This is a genomic window from Bacillus sp. Medicinal_06, assembly GCF_056711665.1.
This window is the reverse complement of record NZ_JBWYHD010000005.1, coordinates 179,901-197,224: the sequence shown is the minus strand read 5'-3', so window position 1 is coordinate 197,224 and position 17,324 is coordinate 179,901. Positions and strand designations below refer to the sequence as shown.

The 17,324-nt window shown below is 35.2% G+C and carries 19 protein-coding genes, 2 other RNA genes, 2 pseudogenes and 2 riboswitches; of the genes and pseudogenes, 17 read left to right on the top strand and 6 right to left on the bottom strand.

Going from position 1 to position 17,324, the window contains the following annotated elements:
* Positions 1-4: 4 nt before the first annotated feature.
* Positions 5-259 carry a DUF3931 domain-containing protein gene (locus tag AC1M36_RS13925; RefSeq protein ID WP_000369734.1) on the bottom strand — a complete coding sequence of 85 codons (255 nt, stop codon included), beginning with the start codon at positions 257-259 and terminating at the stop codon, positions 5-7.
* 71 nt (positions 260-330) lie between these two features.
* Here AC1M36_RS13925 and AC1M36_RS13920 point away from each other — a divergent pair, with 71 nt between their 5' ends.
* The 5 genes from AC1M36_RS13920 (at position 331) to ssrS (AC1M36_RS13900) (ending at position 2,455) form a co-directional block, all read left to right on the top strand.
* Positions 331-786 (top strand): GNAT family N-acetyltransferase, encoded by a 456-nt coding sequence (locus AC1M36_RS13920; RefSeq protein WP_336451819.1) that lies wholly within the window; start codon positions 331-333, stop codon positions 784-786.
* Positions 787-843: 57 nt separating this feature from the next.
* The gene (locus AC1M36_RS13915; protein ID WP_336451820.1) at positions 844-1,116 is read left to right on the top strand and encodes a DUF2533 family protein; all 273 of its coding nucleotides are present in this window, start codon (positions 844-846) and stop codon (positions 1,114-1,116) included.
* A 2-nt stretch (positions 1,117-1,118) separates the two neighbouring features.
* The gene (locus tag AC1M36_RS13910; protein ID WP_336451821.1) at positions 1,119-1,952 is read left to right on the top strand and encodes a sulfurtransferase; all 834 of its coding nucleotides are present in this window, start codon (positions 1,119-1,121) and stop codon (positions 1,950-1,952) included.
* Between the two features lie 115 nt (positions 1,953-2,067).
* Positions 2,068-2,250: non-coding RNA, 6S RNA (gene ssrS, locus AC1M36_RS13905), on the top strand.
* Between the two features lie 21 nt (positions 2,251-2,271).
* A non-coding RNA gene (ssrS, locus tag AC1M36_RS13900) (6S RNA) lies at positions 2,272-2,455 on the top strand.
* A gap of 417 nt (positions 2,456-2,872) precedes the next feature.
* Here ssrS (AC1M36_RS13900) and AC1M36_RS13895 read toward each other — a convergent pair.
* Complete coding sequence (locus AC1M36_RS13895; RefSeq protein ID WP_336451822.1) at positions 2,873-3,322, bottom strand: hypothetical protein; 450 nt, start codon at positions 3,320-3,322, stop codon at positions 2,873-2,875.
* 82 nt (positions 3,323-3,404) lie between these two features.
* Here AC1M36_RS13895 and AC1M36_RS13890 point away from each other — a divergent pair, with 82 nt between their 5' ends.
* The 9 genes and pseudogenes from AC1M36_RS13890 to AC1M36_RS13850 all read left to right on the top strand — a co-directional run bounded on the left by AC1M36_RS13890 (position 3,405) and on the right by AC1M36_RS13850 (position 11,843).
* Positions 3,405-3,716 carry a hypothetical protein gene (locus tag AC1M36_RS13890; protein ID WP_336451823.1) on the top strand — a complete coding sequence of 104 codons (312 nt, stop codon included), beginning with the start codon at positions 3,405-3,407 and terminating at the stop codon, positions 3,714-3,716.
* 3 nt (positions 3,717-3,719) lie between these two features.
* The gene (locus tag AC1M36_RS13885) at positions 3,720-4,952 is read left to right on the top strand and encodes a glutathionylspermidine synthase family protein (protein ID WP_336451824.1); all 1,233 of its coding nucleotides are present in this window, start codon (positions 3,720-3,722) and stop codon (positions 4,950-4,952) included.
* Positions 4,949-5,335, top strand: coding sequence for a DUF350 domain-containing protein (locus AC1M36_RS13880; RefSeq protein ID WP_336451825.1), 387 nt, complete (start codon positions 4,949-4,951; stop codon positions 5,333-5,335). The genes AC1M36_RS13885 and AC1M36_RS13880 overlap by 4 nt, the downstream gene beginning before the upstream one ends.
* 155 nt (positions 5,336-5,490) lie before the next feature.
* Positions 5,491-5,654: riboswitch (M-box (ykoK) riboswitch) on the top strand.
* A gap of 380 nt (positions 5,655-6,034) precedes the next feature.
* Complete coding sequence (locus AC1M36_RS13875) at positions 6,035-6,766, top strand: P-type ATPase actuator domain-containing protein (protein WP_336451826.1); 732 nt, start codon at positions 6,035-6,037, stop codon at positions 6,764-6,766.
* A 134-nt stretch (positions 6,767-6,900) separates the two neighbouring features.
* Positions 6,901-7,767, top strand: coding sequence for a 5'-3' exonuclease (locus AC1M36_RS13870; RefSeq protein WP_479845963.1), 867 nt, complete (start codon positions 6,901-6,903; stop codon positions 7,765-7,767).
* A gap of 237 nt (positions 7,768-8,004) precedes the next feature.
* The gene (locus AC1M36_RS13865) at positions 8,005-8,148 is read left to right on the top strand and encodes an FbpB family small basic protein (protein ID WP_174103054.1); all 144 of its coding nucleotides are present in this window, start codon (positions 8,005-8,007) and stop codon (positions 8,146-8,148) included.
* 51 nt (positions 8,149-8,199) lie between these two features.
* Entirely contained in the window at positions 8,200-8,451 is a 252-nt protein-coding gene (locus AC1M36_RS13860) for a hypothetical protein (RefSeq protein ID WP_336451828.1), read from the top strand.
* A gap of 335 nt (positions 8,452-8,786) precedes the next feature.
* Positions 8,787-10,769 carry an acetoacetate--CoA ligase gene (locus AC1M36_RS13855; protein ID WP_479845962.1) on the top strand — a complete coding sequence of 661 codons (1,983 nt, stop codon included), beginning with the start codon at positions 8,787-8,789 and terminating at the stop codon, positions 10,767-10,769.
* 222 nt (positions 10,770-10,991) lie between these two features.
* Positions 10,992-11,843: pseudogene (locus AC1M36_RS13850) on the top strand (GNAT family N-acetyltransferase).
* Positions 11,844-11,896: 53 nt separating this feature from the next.
* On the opposite strand, the gene AC1M36_RS13845 reads toward AC1M36_RS13850, so the two are convergent.
* Entirely contained in the window at positions 11,897-12,457 is a 561-nt protein-coding gene (locus tag AC1M36_RS13845; RefSeq protein WP_336451831.1) for an isochorismatase family protein, read from the bottom strand.
* Between the two features lie 382 nt (positions 12,458-12,839).
* Here AC1M36_RS13845 and AC1M36_RS13840 point away from each other — a divergent pair, with 382 nt between their 5' ends.
* Complete coding sequence (locus AC1M36_RS13840) at positions 12,840-13,100, top strand: DUF6123 family protein (protein ID WP_174103059.1); 261 nt, start codon at positions 12,840-12,842, stop codon at positions 13,098-13,100.
* Between the two features lie 2 nt (positions 13,101-13,102).
* Here AC1M36_RS13840 and AC1M36_RS13835 read toward each other — a convergent pair.
* The 3 genes and pseudogenes from AC1M36_RS13835 to AC1M36_RS13825 form a co-directional block, all read right to left on the bottom strand.
* Positions 13,103-13,986 (bottom strand): annotated as a pseudogene (locus tag AC1M36_RS13835) (DMT family transporter).
* A 13-nt stretch (positions 13,987-13,999) separates the two neighbouring features.
* Complete coding sequence (locus AC1M36_RS13830; protein ID WP_336451832.1) at positions 14,000-14,386, bottom strand: reverse transcriptase-like protein; 387 nt, start codon at positions 14,384-14,386, stop codon at positions 14,000-14,002.
* Positions 14,387-14,625: 239 nt separating this feature from the next.
* A complete protein-coding gene (locus AC1M36_RS13825; RefSeq protein WP_336451833.1) occupies positions 14,626-15,498 on the bottom strand; it encodes an aldose 1-epimerase family protein in 873 nt (290 codons plus the stop codon).
* Positions 15,499-15,629: 131 nt separating this feature from the next.
* Positions 15,630-15,674: riboswitch (PreQ1 riboswitch) on the top strand.
* A 6-nt stretch (positions 15,675-15,680) separates the two neighbouring features.
* Between AC1M36_RS13825 and AC1M36_RS13820 the strand changes: the two genes are divergently transcribed.
* Positions 15,681-16,166 (top strand): QueT transporter family protein, encoded by a 486-nt coding sequence (locus tag AC1M36_RS13820; RefSeq protein ID WP_479845961.1) that lies wholly within the window; start codon positions 15,681-15,683, stop codon positions 16,164-16,166.
* Between the two features lie 493 nt (positions 16,167-16,659).
* Entirely contained in the window at positions 16,660-17,319 is a 660-nt protein-coding gene (locus AC1M36_RS13815) for a ribonuclease H family protein (RefSeq protein ID WP_479845960.1), read from the top strand.
* Positions 17,320-17,324: the final 5 nt, after the last annotated feature.

The following is a 17,324-nucleotide window of genomic DNA, read 5'->3' as shown; positions in this document are numbered from 1 at the left end:
AGCTCTATGAAAAAAAGATTCGTTCAATTTTCTTTTGCAGTACAGCATCCAGTGATTTTACGAATCCTGCAAATTCATCTGTAGAAATCATATGGGTAAGAACTAAGCGTCTACCATCCGGTGTTTCACCGCATAAGACGAACGAAGAAAATTCATATGTTTTTCCATCTACAACTAATTTTGGGTGGGAATATGTTCCGTTTTTCTTTTTCTTTCCATCAATCGAGATGACGTTGCACTTTTTCTCATTGTTGTCCATGGTGAATCCCTCCTTTGTATTACTTATGGTAGACAAGGAGGGTTTAGAACAAGAGAGAAAGGGGAATTTTTATGGGAATTGTAATAGAACGTATTTCTAAAGAGGTAGCACCTAAATCATTATTATTGCTCGCTGATCCAAGTGAGGAGCAGATTCATTCATATTTGAACCGCGGTCTTATCTATGTTGCAAAAGAGGAAGAAAAGATTGTAGGAATATATGTATTGCTTGAAACAAGACCACAAACAATGGAAATTATGAATATTGCTATTTTAGAAGAGCTACAAGGAAAAGGGATTGGCAAGCAGTTGGTACAACATGCAATTCAAATCGCGAAGAAATCTCATATGCATACACTTGAAATAGGGACAGGAAATTCTAGTGTTTCACAGCTTGCTTTGTATCAAAAATGTGGTTTTCGTATTTTTTCTATTGATTTTGATTACTTTTCAAAGCATTATGAAGAAGAGATTATTGAAAATGGAATTGTATGTCGTGATATGATTCGACTTACAATGGAACTCTAGTTGTTTTTTATGCAGCTACTTGGCAAGAAATTATAAATTATTTAGGGGGAAGAGAAGATGGAAGTACATAAAGCAATTACAGCACATTCTCGTAAACAAAATGAAATTGTAACAACATTTTTACAACTAGAAGCACAGCGTGAAGCGGCAATTGAAGCGGCAGTAGCACTTGCGTCGAATGGAAAACATTTTTCAGTAGATGCAATTAACATGGTAACGAAGCAAATTAATGATCTTGCTAAACGAGGTGTTGCACCGCAACGTAAAATTGTAACAGAAGATATGATTATGGAGTATGTAGGTCGCCTGCAAGAGAAAGAAGGTCGTTAAGTATGATTGTTACAGTCGGATGGTTACGTGATCACATAGAAGATGAGCATGTCCGCATCGTCGATTGTCGTTTTGACTTAGCTAATCCAAATTGGGGAAGAGAAGAGTATGAGAAAGAACATATTCCTCATGCATTATATTTTGATTTGAATCTTGATTTATCAAGTCCTGTTACCGAGCATGGTGGCCGTCATCCACTTCCAGCTATTCAGGATTTTGCTGAAAAGCTTTCTCAAGCTGGTATTGATGAACATACGAAGGTTGTTGCATACGACAGTCAAGCTGGTGCGATGGCTTCGCGTTTATGGTGGCTATTAACATATGTAGGTCATCAAAAAGTATATGTATTAAATGGTGGTTTCCCAGCATGGAGAGAATCCGATTTATCTACAACGGCAGCAGTGCCAACTATTGAACGGAAAACATTCATTCCGAATATACAAGACAGCATGCTTGTAACAATGGAAGATGTGAAAGAAAAAATCCGTATAAATGCAGATATTACGCTAATCGACTCTAGAGAGCCGAAGCGTTATGCTGGTGCTGAAGAATCTGTCGATCCGAAAGCTGGTCACATTCCGACAGCAGAAAACTATTTTTGGAAAGATGGCATCACGGCGGAAGGTCAGTTTAAAAATCAAGATGAGCAAGAGGAGCGGTTCCACCACCTTAATAAAGAGAAAGAAACAATCGTCTATTGCGGATCGGGTGTAACAGCATGTCCGAATATACTAGCGTTACAAACAGCTGGTTTTCGTAACGTGAAGTTATATGCTGGGAGCTGGAGTGATTGGATTTCTTATCCAGAAAACCAAATTGTAAAAGAAGTACAGTAACCTCTTGCATGCAAAAATATTTTGTATTAAAATAAGGTCACAAGCAAGAAATTACTTCAAAACATTACATTTTACACATTGCATGCAATGTGATAAGATAACGACAAGTAAATAAAACATCCTGCGGTGTACGTAACTTATTTATGTCTAAAACCGATGTTAGTTATACGGAAGCTCAACATTTAGCAACCATCATCAAGCCTTCCTTGTGGAGGAAGATGTACGGTAGCTGTGAGGGCATCCACCTGCGAGTAGCGGGTTTTTGGACATTTACGAGGGACGGCACGTGCGGGGGTCTTATTTCAACTAACATTATATAAAATTCCTACGGTGTACGTAGCTTATGTATGTCTTAAACCAATGAGTATAATACGGAAGTTCAATATCTAAATGTAAACAGCCTGCCATCTTTTTAAGAAGGAAGCTGAAAGCATTTATGAGGACATCCACCTGTGAGAGCAGGTTTATGGACATCTAGAGAGAACGGCATGTGTGGGGCTATATAAAAACCTTACGTTTTATACGTAAGGTTTTTTATTGTAGGGAACTTTTTTCGGTATGCTAGAAAGTGATTGGAATTTCATTGTGCAAAAAGCATAAAAATATTAGAAATCAAATGAAACTCCACATGATGGGAGTTTCATTTAATTGTTATCCCGCTATTTTAGGACAGTAAGACTCCCAACTCAAAATTGAGCGGAAGCAATGTCCAGCTCTAGCGGCTAGAATCTCCGGTCGTTTCGCCCCCCTCGGACGAGGCAAAAAGCGCCTCTCTGCCTAGAGTTCCAACGTCCTGCAATTCTGAGCGAGCCACTTCCGCTTTTCTAAAAAGTTAGGTGGGAGATTAATTGTACGGAAAAGCCCGATTCGTGAGGGCTAATAATCAGTGGGGGGATGAAGCTACTGATTAAAGTTTCACTTTATCTGTGTTCACCTGTAAAATTCCCATAATAAACATAGCATTTTCGATCTTCATCAAGCTCTCTGGAATCTAAGGTGAATTCCATAAATATTCCGTCTTTTTGAACGTACAAAATATCTGAATGGAGATACGTTAAGATCTCGTCATGGTTCCATACATCTTTACTTTCTATTAAAATCGAATTTGCTCCTTGTAATTCTCTAATCTCAAAACCTATATGGGAATATGTAGGTTCTGAAGGGTCATCGAAGAACGTTTCCTTTTGCACATATAATACTGCTGTTCTATCGGGATCCATCGCGGTCGCTGTTACGACATATGTATCCCCTTCTTTAATAAAGTACTCACAAGTCATCCTTGCGACAGCTTCAGACACAGAAATATCGGCATAGTTCCATAGGGCAGGATATTGTTTCGCTTCATCATTGAGTCGATATTCTAACCGCAATTGTAATCCCTCTTTCTTTTTCTTCTACTTTATCATGAATTCTTTTATAATAAAAATATAATATACAAAGGGGCGTTGGAAAGTGACAAAAACCAAATGGTTAGTAACAGGTGTACTTACATCTTTAGTGGCCGGTGCTTTATCTGGCTGTACAGAAGATCTTCCTCCAAAACCAAAAGATAAGAGTTGTGCAGATTGGGATTGGGATGATGAGCTGGGTGTTTGGCGATGCGATGACAGCCATTCAAGTTATCATGGTAGTTATTATTACGGTGGTAGATATTATCAAAATAAATCAACCTTCAAAAATTCTTCTGAATTTAAGTCCCATCAAGCTTCATCTAATTTTAAAGGGGGAATTGGAAGCGGTTCAAAGGGCGGATTTGGAGGTTAGATTATGTCGTGTTACATAAAGAAACGAAATCAATTTTATTCAAGGTTTCCCCAATTTTGGTCTGATTTATACGGGAGTGAGTACAGCCTTTTTCATGTTTTTGAGATATCAGAACAAACTATTCAAGCTTTGCAGTTAGCAACAGAACGAATGGGAAAAGTATTTTTTAAGACTGCTAGGCTGCTTCGGACTTTGTCTGACGCCCAACTTCTTGAACTTGGCTTTCCATCTTCAAGTCTGCCTTTTATCAGAATGAAATCTTTATTTCCTGAATCTGTTATTTCACGTTTTGATTTTGTGATGACAGATAGTGGTATCAAAATGCTTGAGTTTAATAGTGATACACCGACTTTTATCATGGAATGTTTTCAAATCAATGGAGAGGTCTGCAAAGAATTAGAGTATCATGACCCAAACGAGAATCAGGAACGCCTTCTCTCTTCTGGCATCACAAAAGCTGTGATGGAAGCATCTAAAGGGATAGAAAGACCAAACGTTGTCTTTACAGCCCATCATGAACATATAGAAGATTGGAATACGACTCGGTATTTGAGTCAGCTATGTCAGGTTAGTAACAAAGTGGTGTCAATGTCAGAACTTAGAATTACTGAAGGGGCTTTACTGGACGAAGATGGTGTGCCAATTGATGTTTTGTATCGCCAGACATATCCTATTGAACATTTAGTAGAGGACAGGGATCCAAAAAACGGAGATTTTGTAGGGATTGAGTTACTACAACTTGTAAAGGAAGGGAAACTCTTTATTATAAATCCAATGTCATCTTTTCTACTGCAGCCGAAATCGGTTCAATGTCTCATTTGGGGATTAGTGGAGGCAGGTGCTTTTTATACAAATGAGGAACAACAATGGATTAAAGAATACATGCTCCCTACTTACTTAGAACCAGATCTGTTTTTAGGAAAAAATTCTTTTGTTCAAAAACCTTCGTTCGGTAGAGAAGGCGACACAGTTACAATTCGTGATAAAGATATCAAAATTATTGATCAAAATTCATATCAAACATATAAAAGAGAGCTTCCTGTATTTCAAAAGTATACAAAGCTTCCAGTTGTTTCTCTTGAGACTGAAAAAGGGAATGAGGAGTTATCGTATGTATTTGGATCATTTTTAATTGCTGGAAAACCAAGTAGTATTGGTATACGTGCAGGTGCAAGAATTACGGGGAATGAATCTTATTATTTACCTGTAGGAATTAAAAAGGAGGATTATAAATGATAAATTTCTTACTTTATTTAGGGGTTTCAATCGGTCTTTTATGTATCGGTCTTTTTCTTATGGAAGTAACAACAAAAGTGAAGGAATTTTCGTTAATGGCGAAAGGGAATAAAGCAGCAAGCTACACACTTGGAGGAAGACTTCTTGGTCTTGCTATTGTTTTGTATTCAACTGCTGCTCATTCTGTTTCATTAATGGATATGGTTTTATGGGGAGCGATTGGAGTATTAGCGCAAATTATTGTGTTTTATTTAGCTGAATGGTGCACGCCGCGCTTTAATATCAACCAAAGTATTGAAGAAGATAACCAGGGTGTTGGACTTTTCCTTATGTTTTTATCAATTTCTATTGGCGTCGTAATTGCTGGGTGCTTAACATATTGAAAAACCTTACGTTTTATACGTAAGGTTTTTATTTTTCATTCGTTAATCCATCTGAGACGTAATCAATAAGTTTATCCATTACTTTAGGGGAAAGTTTGAATTCAAACTGTTGACATCTATTTTAAATAGGAGTAACATTTTCTTTATAATAAAAAATAAGTCTCTGTTAGGTGAGGCTCCTGTATAGAGAAATGCTACTGCCCAAAAATGTCGAGAGACGCCAATGGGTCAACAGGAATGATCGAATTAAGGTTTTTCTTAACGTAGCTGGTAATGTACCTATGCTATACAGTGCTAAAACTCGGCGAGGGAGAGGTTCGCAGATTTCTATGTTGATTAGGAATCGCTTATTTATGTATGTAAAGACCTTTACTCGCTTATGAGTAGAGGTCTTTTTGTTAACAAGCTATGGTAATTTTCATAGTATAAGTATGGACTAAAAAATGAAAGAGGAGGTGAGGAGCATGTCAAATTCTGACTCGGTTCCGTTACCCATATACTTCGAAACAAAAATATATGATGTAGGCAGGAAACGACTTGTTCCTCCCCCTATATTTATCATAAGATAACGTTCATCTTTATTGTTGTAAGTTGAACGCGGAACACTTTAACAGGGTGTATAAATACATGAATTGTTAAAGTGAGATAAATTGAGAAACAAAGCGTTTCTTCCTATGTTGTAAAGGAGGAGACGATAATATGTTATATGTAAATAAACTTGTGGGTAACATGTCTCATAAACAAAGTAAAAGAATGATGAAAGAACAATCTATGTTAAAACAAAATAAAGATTTGTTAATTGAAATTGCAACAAGAGATGTGAAGTCTGTATTTGCTTATTTTAAAACAACAAGAGAGGGTCTTTCTATTAAAGAAGCACAGAAACGCATTCATGTATACGGGAAAAATGAATTATCTTCAAAACGAGCAATTCTTTCTGATGTAATGATGAAATTAGGCGGAATGATCCCTAGATTTGCAAAGCAACGTGTTCATCATGAAAACCAGTGTGAGATTGTAACGGTTACGGTTTCTAGAGTAGAAGGGTGTACCACTACGGGGATAAATAGTGAATCAAAAATAATGAAGCTTCCCGTTGAGGAGCTAGTTCCAGGGGATATGGTTTTTCTTTCAGCAGGTGATACAGTTCCAGCTGATGTACGGATTATTTATGCAGAAGATTTGTTAGTAAATGAATCGGTGTTAACAGGGAAAGAAACAAATGTAGAGAAATTTGAAAGCTGTTATCATCTTGAACGCAAACGTTTTATTCCATTAAAACGAATGAAAGACTACAATCCACTTCAACTTGAAAATGTATGTTTTAAAGGTACACATGTTGTAAACGGAACTGCGAAGGCTGTGGTCGTTTCAACAGGCAAAAATACGTATTCGGGATTGCTTCATACATGCTGTAACCAAACATCTTGAGCTGTTAATGGTGCTAAATATATGAAAACATTGTATAATAGATAAAGTTGAATAGAAACGTAGAATGGTAATCTATTTATATAACCTTACGTGATAACGTGAGGTTATTATTTTTTGTTAGTAGGAGAGGAATTATGAAAAAAGTATTGTTAGTTGATGGTATGGCACTCTTATTTCGTGCTTTTTACGCAACAAGTGTTTATGGACAATTTATGAAGAGACAAGATGGTACCCCAACAAACGGGATTCATGGTTATATGAAACATTTATTAACAGCAGCGCAAGTGGTTGAACCGACGCATATTGTAACATGCTGGGATATGGGAAGTACGACATTCCGAACGGAATCGTTCTCAAACTATAAAGCAAATCGTGCAGCGCCACCAGAAGAATTGATTCCACAATTTGATCTCGTACAAGAGATGACTTCAAAGTTATCGATTCCTGTAATTGGTATGAAAGGCTATGAAGCAGATGACTGTATTGGTACGTTAGCAAAAGAATACGCTAGTGAGGCGGAAGTATATATTTTAACAGGCGATACAGATTTATTGCAGCTTGTTGATACGAACGTTACCGTAATGCTTCTTCGCAAGGGAATAGGAAACTATGAATATTATACACCAGAGAAGATTATGGAAGAAAAAGGCGTAGAGCCTTGGCAAATCGTTCATGCCAAAGCGTTTATGGGAGACACGAGTGATAACTATCCAGGTGTAAAAGGAATTGGTGAGAAGACAGCATATAAACTCATTCAAGAACATGGTACAGTAGCGGCGGTATTAGAAAATATAGCGTCATTGACGAAAGCACAGCGTACAAAAATTGAAAGTGATTTAGAGAACTTAAATATATCATTACAATTAGCAAAAATTCATTGCGAAGTCCCAATTTTCTGTTCGTTAGAGGAAGGTTTGCATACTATTGATGAAGAGAAAGTACGTTTTGTTTGCGGGGAAATGAATTGGGGACGACCTGAAATATTTATAAATATGTTATAAAAAAGAAGTGCTTCATACGATAGATAACGTCTAATCAAGTATATGTTGATCAGGCGTTATTTTTTTTGTGCAATTTCTTTCAATTCATAAAGTTGTCAGAAAAAATACTTAGTTTTCATCTGAAATTCAAATAGATTTCACACGAATCTTTTATTATAAGACTGCGCAGATAATTACTTATCTTTTATATAAATAATCCTTTAATAAGTTATTTGTAATCGTGAAGGAGGAGAAAATATGCGAAAAAAAATAAGAAAATCCTTTAAACAATTATTGATAGAGAATAAACAATTATTATTGAACGATAAAGAGAATATAAGGGAAATAGAAGAAAAAATTGAAAAGAGGCATGTCTCGTATCGTGTGTCTTCTAGTAATTAAATAAGATAACATTTCAAAACAGGCTTCTAAGTATAGAAAGAAGGAGAAAATTTGGGTGAATTAATAGGAGAGATGGCAGTACAGTTCATTCTTTGTGTGCCAACAAAAAAGAAAAGAATAATAAGTAAAAAGTTCAAGTTACTAAGACAACAGAAATGGTTTCAAGAGAGATATGGTTCTGTCGTTATGTTTCAATCAAGGGTAAGAGAGTTTGTTTTAGGTTATGATATCGAGAGAATGTTGAAAAATGATTTAGATATTATGGTATTTCAGAAAGAGCTAAATAACATATTAAAGCAATAATACTTTATAAGTTTGTATAACAAATTCAGGAGGGGGTTCTTGAAGTAGCGCAAAGAAATGTTTTGTTTGTGTAAGCAAAATAATGCTGCTTTCGAAGTAATATGTGATGCAGGGTGTAAAGTAAGAGTTACAGGGAAACTTCTGGTTATACGTAATATTTATAGTGAAACAAAAGGTTCTTCATTTTATAGGAGAACCTTTTTCTATTTCTGTGTTAGCAGGAATTTTTATGAAATAATTGGTTTCAGCTTTTTGAAAAAAGGTTTTTCAAGAGCGCATGCTGTATATAGTTATTATTTACTTCATAAAAAATTGTAAGTTAAGGAGGAATAATAATGAAAGCGATTACTAATAATAGTGTGCCGCTATGGGAACCATCGCAGCAACAAATAGAAAACTCAGGTATTAGTCTTTTTATGAAGTGGCTTAACCAAGAGAAGGGTTTATCTTTTTCAAGTCAAAAAGAATTATGGAAATGGTCTGTTGAAGAACTTGAATCATTTTGGGAAGGTATTTGGAATTATTGCCAAGTCAAATCTAACACACCATATAATCAAGTTTTGGAATCAAGAAAGATGCCCGGGGCAAAATGGTTCACAGGTGCTACTTTAAATTATGCGGAACATGTTTTTCGAAATGTAAGAAAAAATAAACCAGCAGTAATTTTTCAATCAGAAACCAATCCGAGAACAGAAATAAGCTGGAAAGAACTTCAGCAAAAGACAGCGATGGTGGCAAATTCACTAAAAGAATTAGGGGTTAAAGCAGGGGATCGTATTGTTGCTTATATGCCAAATATTCCTGAAACTGTAATTGCTTTTTTAGCGTGTGCTAGCATAGGAGCCATTTGGTCAAGCTGTTCTCCTGATTTCGGGAAAAATACTGTTATTGATCGATTTAAACAAATTGAACCGACAATTTTATTTGCAATTGACGGGTATTCTTATAATGGTAAAATTCAGAATAGAGAAACGAATGTTTCGGAAATTCAATCGAGTCTACCTACCTTAAAGCAGACGGTTTTAATCCCTTATGTAGGCAGTAATGATTCTGAATTAAATAATCGTACAATGTATTGGAACGATCTATTGCGAGGAGATTGTGATCTTGTTTTTGAAAAGGTCCCATTTGATCATCCTCTATGGATTTTATTTTCTTCCGGAACAACAGGATTGCCAAAACCGATTGTACAAAGTCAAGGTGGAATACTATTAGAACAGCTTAAGACATTATTAGTTGAACAAGGTGTAAATCAAGATGATGTGTTCTTTTGGTTTACAACAACAGGCTGGATGATGTGGAACCTTCTAGTGGGAGGGCTGTTAACTGGAGGCACAATTGTTTTATATGATGGTAGCCCGTCTTATCCTAGTATACATATATTATGGGATTTTGCAGAAGAAGTTGGTGTTACTTTCTTTGGTACAAGCGCTGGTTTTCTAAGTGCATGTATGAAATTCGAGATTAAGCCAAAAGAAAGACACCGTTTTTCTAAGTTAAAGGCTATTTGTTCCACTGGTTCTCCCCTATCAGTAGAGGGATTCTTATGGGTATATGAGAATGTGAAAAGAGATGTGTGGCTTGTTTCAACTAGTGGAGGGACTGATGTATGTACGGCATTTGTTGGTGGCTCTCCTATATTGCCTGTTTACGCAGGAGAAATACAAGCGCGCTCTTTAGGAGCACACGCACAATCATTTAATGATGAGGGCAATTCAGTTATTAATGAAGTTGGAGAATTGGTTATAACGGCACCGATGCCATCTATGCCTGTTTATTTCTGGGGAGATCACAATAATAAACGTTATTTTGAAAGTTATTTTGAGATGTATCCAGGGATTTGGCGACATGGTGATTGGATCAAATTTGATGATAAAGGGAGCTGTGTTATTTTCGGGCGGTCAGACTCTACAATCAATCGGCTAGGGGTACGCCTAGGGACGAGTGAAATCTATCGTATAGTTGAGTCGTTGGATGCCATTATGGAGAGTTTAGTAGTGGATTTAGAGCTCCTTGGACGTAAATCATTTATGCCGCTTTTTGTCGTATTAAAACCTGGAGTAAATATAAGTAATAATCTAAAAGAAGAGATAAAAGCTGAAATAAAACAAAAGGTTTCGCCTCGTTTTGTCCCTGACGAAATTTACGTAGTAGATCAAATTCCGAAGACATTGAGTGGAAAGAAATTAGAAGTTCCAATTCGAAAAATTTTATTAGGGTTTCCAGAAGAAAAGGTAGTTAATAAAGGTTCCATGGCCAACTCCGAATCATTAAGCTTTTTTATAGAGTTAGCAAAAATTATTAATAAGCAAGAATAATAGAGTTCTTCACTATTTATTAAACAAGCGATACACTTTGGTGTTATATGTAGATGAGCGATGGTGATAACGAAGACTGCAGAAATAACGTTATTAGAATATCGTAGGAGATGCAAAGTCGATTAACTCTTATCTTTGTAAAAATAAGTGCTTTTCTAGTTCGAATATTAAAGGGAGTTGTATGGAGACATTTATTTATGGAATATAGAAGGAGGATAGGTAGTGATTGTAATAGATAGAATTGAGGAAAAAGATATCCCACAGCTTATAAATTTATCTGAATTAGTTGGATGGGATTATAGTTTAGAAGAAATCAAAACAATTTTTCAATCAGGAATCGTATATGGTGGAAAGAATGAGAGGAGGGAGATTATTGCCAGTGCAGCTATCATCCTATATGGAGAGAAATTAGCATCTCTTGGCATGGTCATTGTACATCCTCAGTATAAAGGGAAAGGGATTGGCAGAAAAATTACAGAGGCTTGTATAAGAAGTGTTTCAGAAAAGACATCAATTATGCTTATTGCTACAGAAGAAGGAAGACCTTTATATGAGAGATTAGGTTTTCAAGTAGTTAGGCATATTTCAAAGTATATATGTAATCAGTATGTAACTCCTAAAGATTACGATAGAAATGAGCAACACATTTTTATGGATTATGATAAGGGAGATAGTAATGGAATTGTGAAGTTAGATGAAACAGCTTTCGGGGTAAATAGAAGTAATTTTATACAGAGAAGAATTGAACAATCTGAACAGTGCATAGTTGTAAAAGATAAAGAAAATTATATTGTGGGATATGGAATGAGCATACAAACTCCAGAAAATAGAATGATAGGACCGATTGTTGCGCCGAATAATCATATCGCAACTACAATTGTTAATCTTTTGGCAAAAGATTATAAAGGAAAACTTAGAATTGATGTACCAGAAGGAAAAGAATTTTTTATGACTGTACTCGAGAAAGCTGGATTTCAAAAGGTAAATTAACCACCAATTATGTTGAAAAACAGTAATCAATTTTTGAAACGAAATGGTGAATTATATGGAATTGCTGCGCAGATATTTGGATGAAAAAAGATTCCTTTTAAAAAAGGAATCTTTTTTCATTTATGAATACCATTTTTCTACTCCCGATATTGATTATGAATTGGGGAAAACAAATCTTCCTCGACATCTCTAACAATAGAAAAATGATCGACATTATAATGACCATGTAGTGTTTTATTGTGATGTTCAATAATTTGCTGAGCTGATAAAATTGTAGAATCATTTGTGGAATGACCGTTTTTGATTAAGGTGACATCAAATCCCTGTACTGTTGCTGTTCTAACGGCAGTATCAATACAATGCTCGGTTTTACAACCACCTATAACAAGATGACCAATTTCTTTCTCTCTTAAAATCGTATGTAAAGAGGTGTTATAAAATGAATTGGTTGCTTGTTTGTCTATGATTTGTACCGCATGAGGGATTTTGATTTCCTCATGTACTTGAAATCCTTTCCCCATACCGGAAGCAACATCAGTATCTCTGACGAAAATAATAAGGGCATTGGATTGAATCGCTTTTTGAATGGCTATATTTATATTCGTTAATAATTGATCTTTATGAAATACTGCAGATTCTTGCTCGTTACCGTCAATAAGTTCTTGTTGAGCATCAATAATTAAAAGGGCTTGTTTCATTACATTTCTCCTTTTTATCTCGTTATTTGTGGGGAGTAATCTCGTTCTCTTAATATCCAGAATATATCAAGAGGGAGGTTTGGAATGAAGAAATTTCCTGCTGATTAAAGTTACACTTTATTTATTTCTTGAAACTGTAGACGATTCCTTTTTATATAAGGAGATTATTTCATTTTTTTATTGACCTTTACATGATGTAACACCTTGCAATATAACTAAGGGGGAAGAGAAAGAAGGTGAAAATTAACGAATTATCTAATGTTATTTTTATCTATTAGGAAATTAAAAACTCTAAGAGAGATTGTCAAAGAAAATTCATTCTCATAAAGCCTAAAAACATGTATGATAGAAGGTGGAGAATTTTTTGGTAGGTGGGAACAGTATGCAAACGGTACAAGATTATCTTTCATTCTTACACACAAAAGGATTTAAATTATCAGAGGATGCACAAGGGTTTATTATGTTTGGCCAAGGATATACAGGTGCATCTGATGTTCTTGTAAATGCAGCGATTGAGGCAACAATTAAACATCAATTGCAATTTGATGGCAGTTATTTTATCGCTTTATTAGAGCGATTGAAGGAAGAGAAAATTACTGATAAAAAAAGCGCAAAGGCTTTTATGCAGACGTTACAAGCGTAACATCATGCAGCCTGCGCTTCTTTTTTTGTTTTTGAAGGAAGTTCAACAAAAATCATACCTAAGAAAATACAAAGATAACCAAGCATTGCGGAAATAGAAAGCTGTTCGTTTGCGACAAGAACACCTGTTAATGCAGCAAAGACAGGTTCCATTGCGAAAATAATAGCAACTCTTGTTGGAGATGTATGCTTTTGCGCAGCTGTTTGAATAAAAAAGGCGATTGATGTTGCGAATACGGATGTTGCAAGTAGAGCAAATAAAAAAGCCGAATTCGTCCATAAAGAGATTGAAAATAATTTCTCCCAATCCTCAAATAAAAAAGCACAGAAGGAAGAGAAAATTCCAACAGATAATACTTTGGTTGTGCTTAATAATAAAGGTGATATCTTTTTAGAGAAGACTCCGTTAATGAGAATATGTGCTGCAAAGGCAATTGCACAGCCGAGAACGAGTATATCACCAATATTCAATTGAAAAGAATCACCAGCGGTTAGTAAATATAAGCCAGCTGTTGCAGCGGTAATGCCAAGTATTTTAAAAAGATAAATGAAAGAATGGGAACCATAACAATACTGAGTCCAGTTAAAAATCCTGCTTTAGAAGAAGTGGTATAAAGTAATCCAAATGTTTGTAATACATAACCGATAAATAAGAAAAATCCGACAATTAAACCCGCAATACTACTATGTTGAATTTCTTGTTTTGAAGTTTTTTTCGAGAACATAAATTGAATAAATAATAAAATGATTCCAGCAAATAAAAAACGAACACCATTGAAAGTAAATGGTCCAACAAATGACATTGCATTTTGAACGACAACAAACGTGGCCTCAAAAATAAAGGAGACAAATAATAAAGCGAGAGGAGCAATCCATCCTTTTTTCACACTAAAACCCCCATTAATTTTGTAAAATGGCTTTTCTTGCTAATTCATCAGCAACTTTGTTTTGACTACTTGGAATCCACTTTATAAAGAAAAGATCAAATCTTTTGATGTATGCTAGTGCCTCTTCTAAAAGTGGTGCATATGTTTTATTTTTTGCATATTCTTTTTCTACAGCACGTTCAACAAGCTGTGAATCTGTACGAAAAGATACAATGCTATAATTATGTTCTGTGCAATATTTTAATGCAGCGAGTAATGCATGATATTCAGCTTCGTGGTTGGACATGATTCCAAGTGGTAGTGATAATTGCACAGGTGGCTGCACACCTTTAATAAAAACCCCAGCACCAGAAGGGCCTGGATTTCCCTTTGATGCACCATCAATATATACTTCAATCAAAATTGAAAACCTCCATTATTATATAGCGTTAGCTGATAGTAATCCCTCACCTAATTTTAAAGGTGAGGGATAGAATATGAAACATGCACTTTACTCCGCATTAACGTACAGTAAGCCCCCACCTCAAAATTCAGCAAAAACAAAGAAGTTAGGTGGGGAGGGGTTGCACGTAAAAGCCCAATTCGTGAAGGCTAATAATCAGTGGGGATGAAGAAACCCCCACTGATTAAAGTTTCACTTTATCCAATTGTAATGCTGTAGCGGCATGTAAATGTTTCATTCGCTTGTAAGGATTGTACGCCTTTTTTCTCTTTGAAATCTTTTGCTGGTTCTACTTCATCAGCAATTCCATACCAAGGTTCGATACATAAGAAAGGGGCTTCATTACCTGGTGTCCAAACACCAACGAATGGGAAACCTTCAAATGCTACTTTTACAAACTTATTATGTTTATGAGAACGAATAGAAATTTCATTTGTATTCATATTTTCAAAAATAAGGGCATCATTTTTGAATAAATCATATGTAAGTGGTAATTCTGCCTTATTTTCAACAATTAGTTGTTTTTCTTTTGAAAGAAAAGGTCCTTTTAAAACACTTGTTTCTAAATGTTCAGGGCCATTAAATGATAAATGGTAGTCTGTAAATGAGTCACCTTCTACTAAAGGACAATTGAATCCTGGATGTGCTCCGATAGAAAAGAACATTTCTTTTGAAGTAGGATTGATCACTTCATAAGTAACGTGTATGTTTTGCTCGTCTAGTTCATAAGATACAAGTAGCTCAAACTCGTACGGATATTTTTGTAAAGTTTCTTGATTGCTAGTTACAGCATATGTAAGCTTTGTTTCGTTTTGTTCTTTTACTGAGAATATGAGATCGCGAGCAAAGCCATGTTGTGTCAATGAATAAGGTTTACCATCTATATAATATGTATTGTCCACTAATCTACCGACAATTGGGAATAAAATTGGTGCGCGACGCCCCCAATATTTAGGATCTCCTTGCCATAAATATTCTGTGTTGTCCTCTTTTAAGCGAACGCTTTGTAACTCTGCACCTTTTTCAGAGATGGAAACGATCACTTTTTCATTTTGAATTGTTGCTGTCATGAAGTGAAACCTCCTAAATCTTTCATATTCTCTATTATACGTTGTCTATAAGAAAAAAGGTAGTGAATGAAAAGAATCTATTGACGAATGACTGGCTATTGCGTACAATATAAAATTGTTGTTTAAAAACGGATCACGTGGTTCGAAACCATCCCACGTAAAAAAACTAAGGAGATTTTGTCATGAATATAAAAACATTAGTTGGTAATGGTATTTTAGCAGCGTTATATATTGCTGTTTCTGCACTTATTCAGCCATTTGGCTTTACGAATGTCCAATTTCGTATTTCGGAGATGTTTAATCATCTTGTTGTATTTAATAAGAAATCAATTTATGGAATTGTCTTAGGCGTATTTTTAACAAATCTCTTTTTCTCACCTATGATTGCGTATGATTTAGTATTTGGAGTGGGACAATCCGTTCTTACACTTCTTGCTACGATTATTTCTATGCGCTTTATTAAAGGTGTTTGGGCTCGGATGATTTTTAATACAGTTATCTTTACAGTTACGATGTTTATGATAGCGATTGAACTTCATCTTGCATTTGATTTGCCATTTTTATTTACATGGCTTACATGTGCAGCTGGTGAATTTGTTGTAATGGCAATTGGCATGCCTGTTATGTATTGGATTAATAAGCGAGTGCAATTTGAAAAAGTGATGTAAAGAACAAATAAAGAGGCTGAACCAAATCGAAATGATTGGGCAGCCTCTTTATTTGTATATAAATAAGTACTCTTAATTTATTAAAAAGGTGAAAATAAAGACTACCTCTCATGAATCAATCACTAAGAAGTAGTGATTGATTCATTTGTCATATTAATAAACCGAAGTTCAGTATCGACTTCAAAATAGAAAGAATCTCCTTCAAATGGATATTCCATAAAATTCCTGTATTGTTAAAATAAATGAATATTCTTGCTGTCGATTGAGATTGATTAAAGTTTCACTTTATAAGTGAACATCCTATTGGAAAAATTTGGGGAATATATAGATGGAGACTGAGACTGTTCTGCTGAAATTTAGGATAGTAATCTAATTTTCGTTTAGTCCAAGAGGCTACTCACAATATGAACTGATTCATTCGCATACAATACAGCGACTCTTGGTAAAATATAATAAAATAAAAATACGAATTCTTATATAAGGGGAAATTAACATGAAATATAAAATATATTGGCTGTATAAAACAAAGACGAGTCTTCAAACTGAATTAACAACAGATTATATGAACATAGAGGAAGCGCTTCAATTTGCAACTGATTTTAAAAAAACTGGTAGAGCAAAGGAATTATTATTTTATGATGAAATGGGAGCGGAATGGACGCTAAAAGAGATGAAAAAGCTCGGTAAACAAATAGAAGAGGAGCCACAAGATATTCGTATCTACTTTGATGGGGGATATGATTTAGAGACGAAAGAGGCTGGAGTTGGTATTTGTATTTACTATAAAAAAGGTCAGAAAATATACCGAGTTCGCCGAAATGCTTACATAGATGGCATATATGATAATAATGAAGCGGAATATGCAGCGCTATTATACGGAATGAATGTACTAGAGGAATTAGGAATTAAATACGAATCGGTTACATTACATGGTGATTCTCAAGTCGTACTTCAGCAACTAGCTAGAGAATGGCCGTGCTATGACGAACATTTGAATCATTACTTAGATCAGATTGAACAAAAAGCAAAGCAAATGAAATTAAAGCTTGTCTGTGAACCAGTAGCAAGAAAACAAAATAAAGAAGCTCATCAATTGGCCACACAAGCATTGGAAGGAACAGTAATTGACAGCCATAAAGAAATAACGGAATAGAGAGG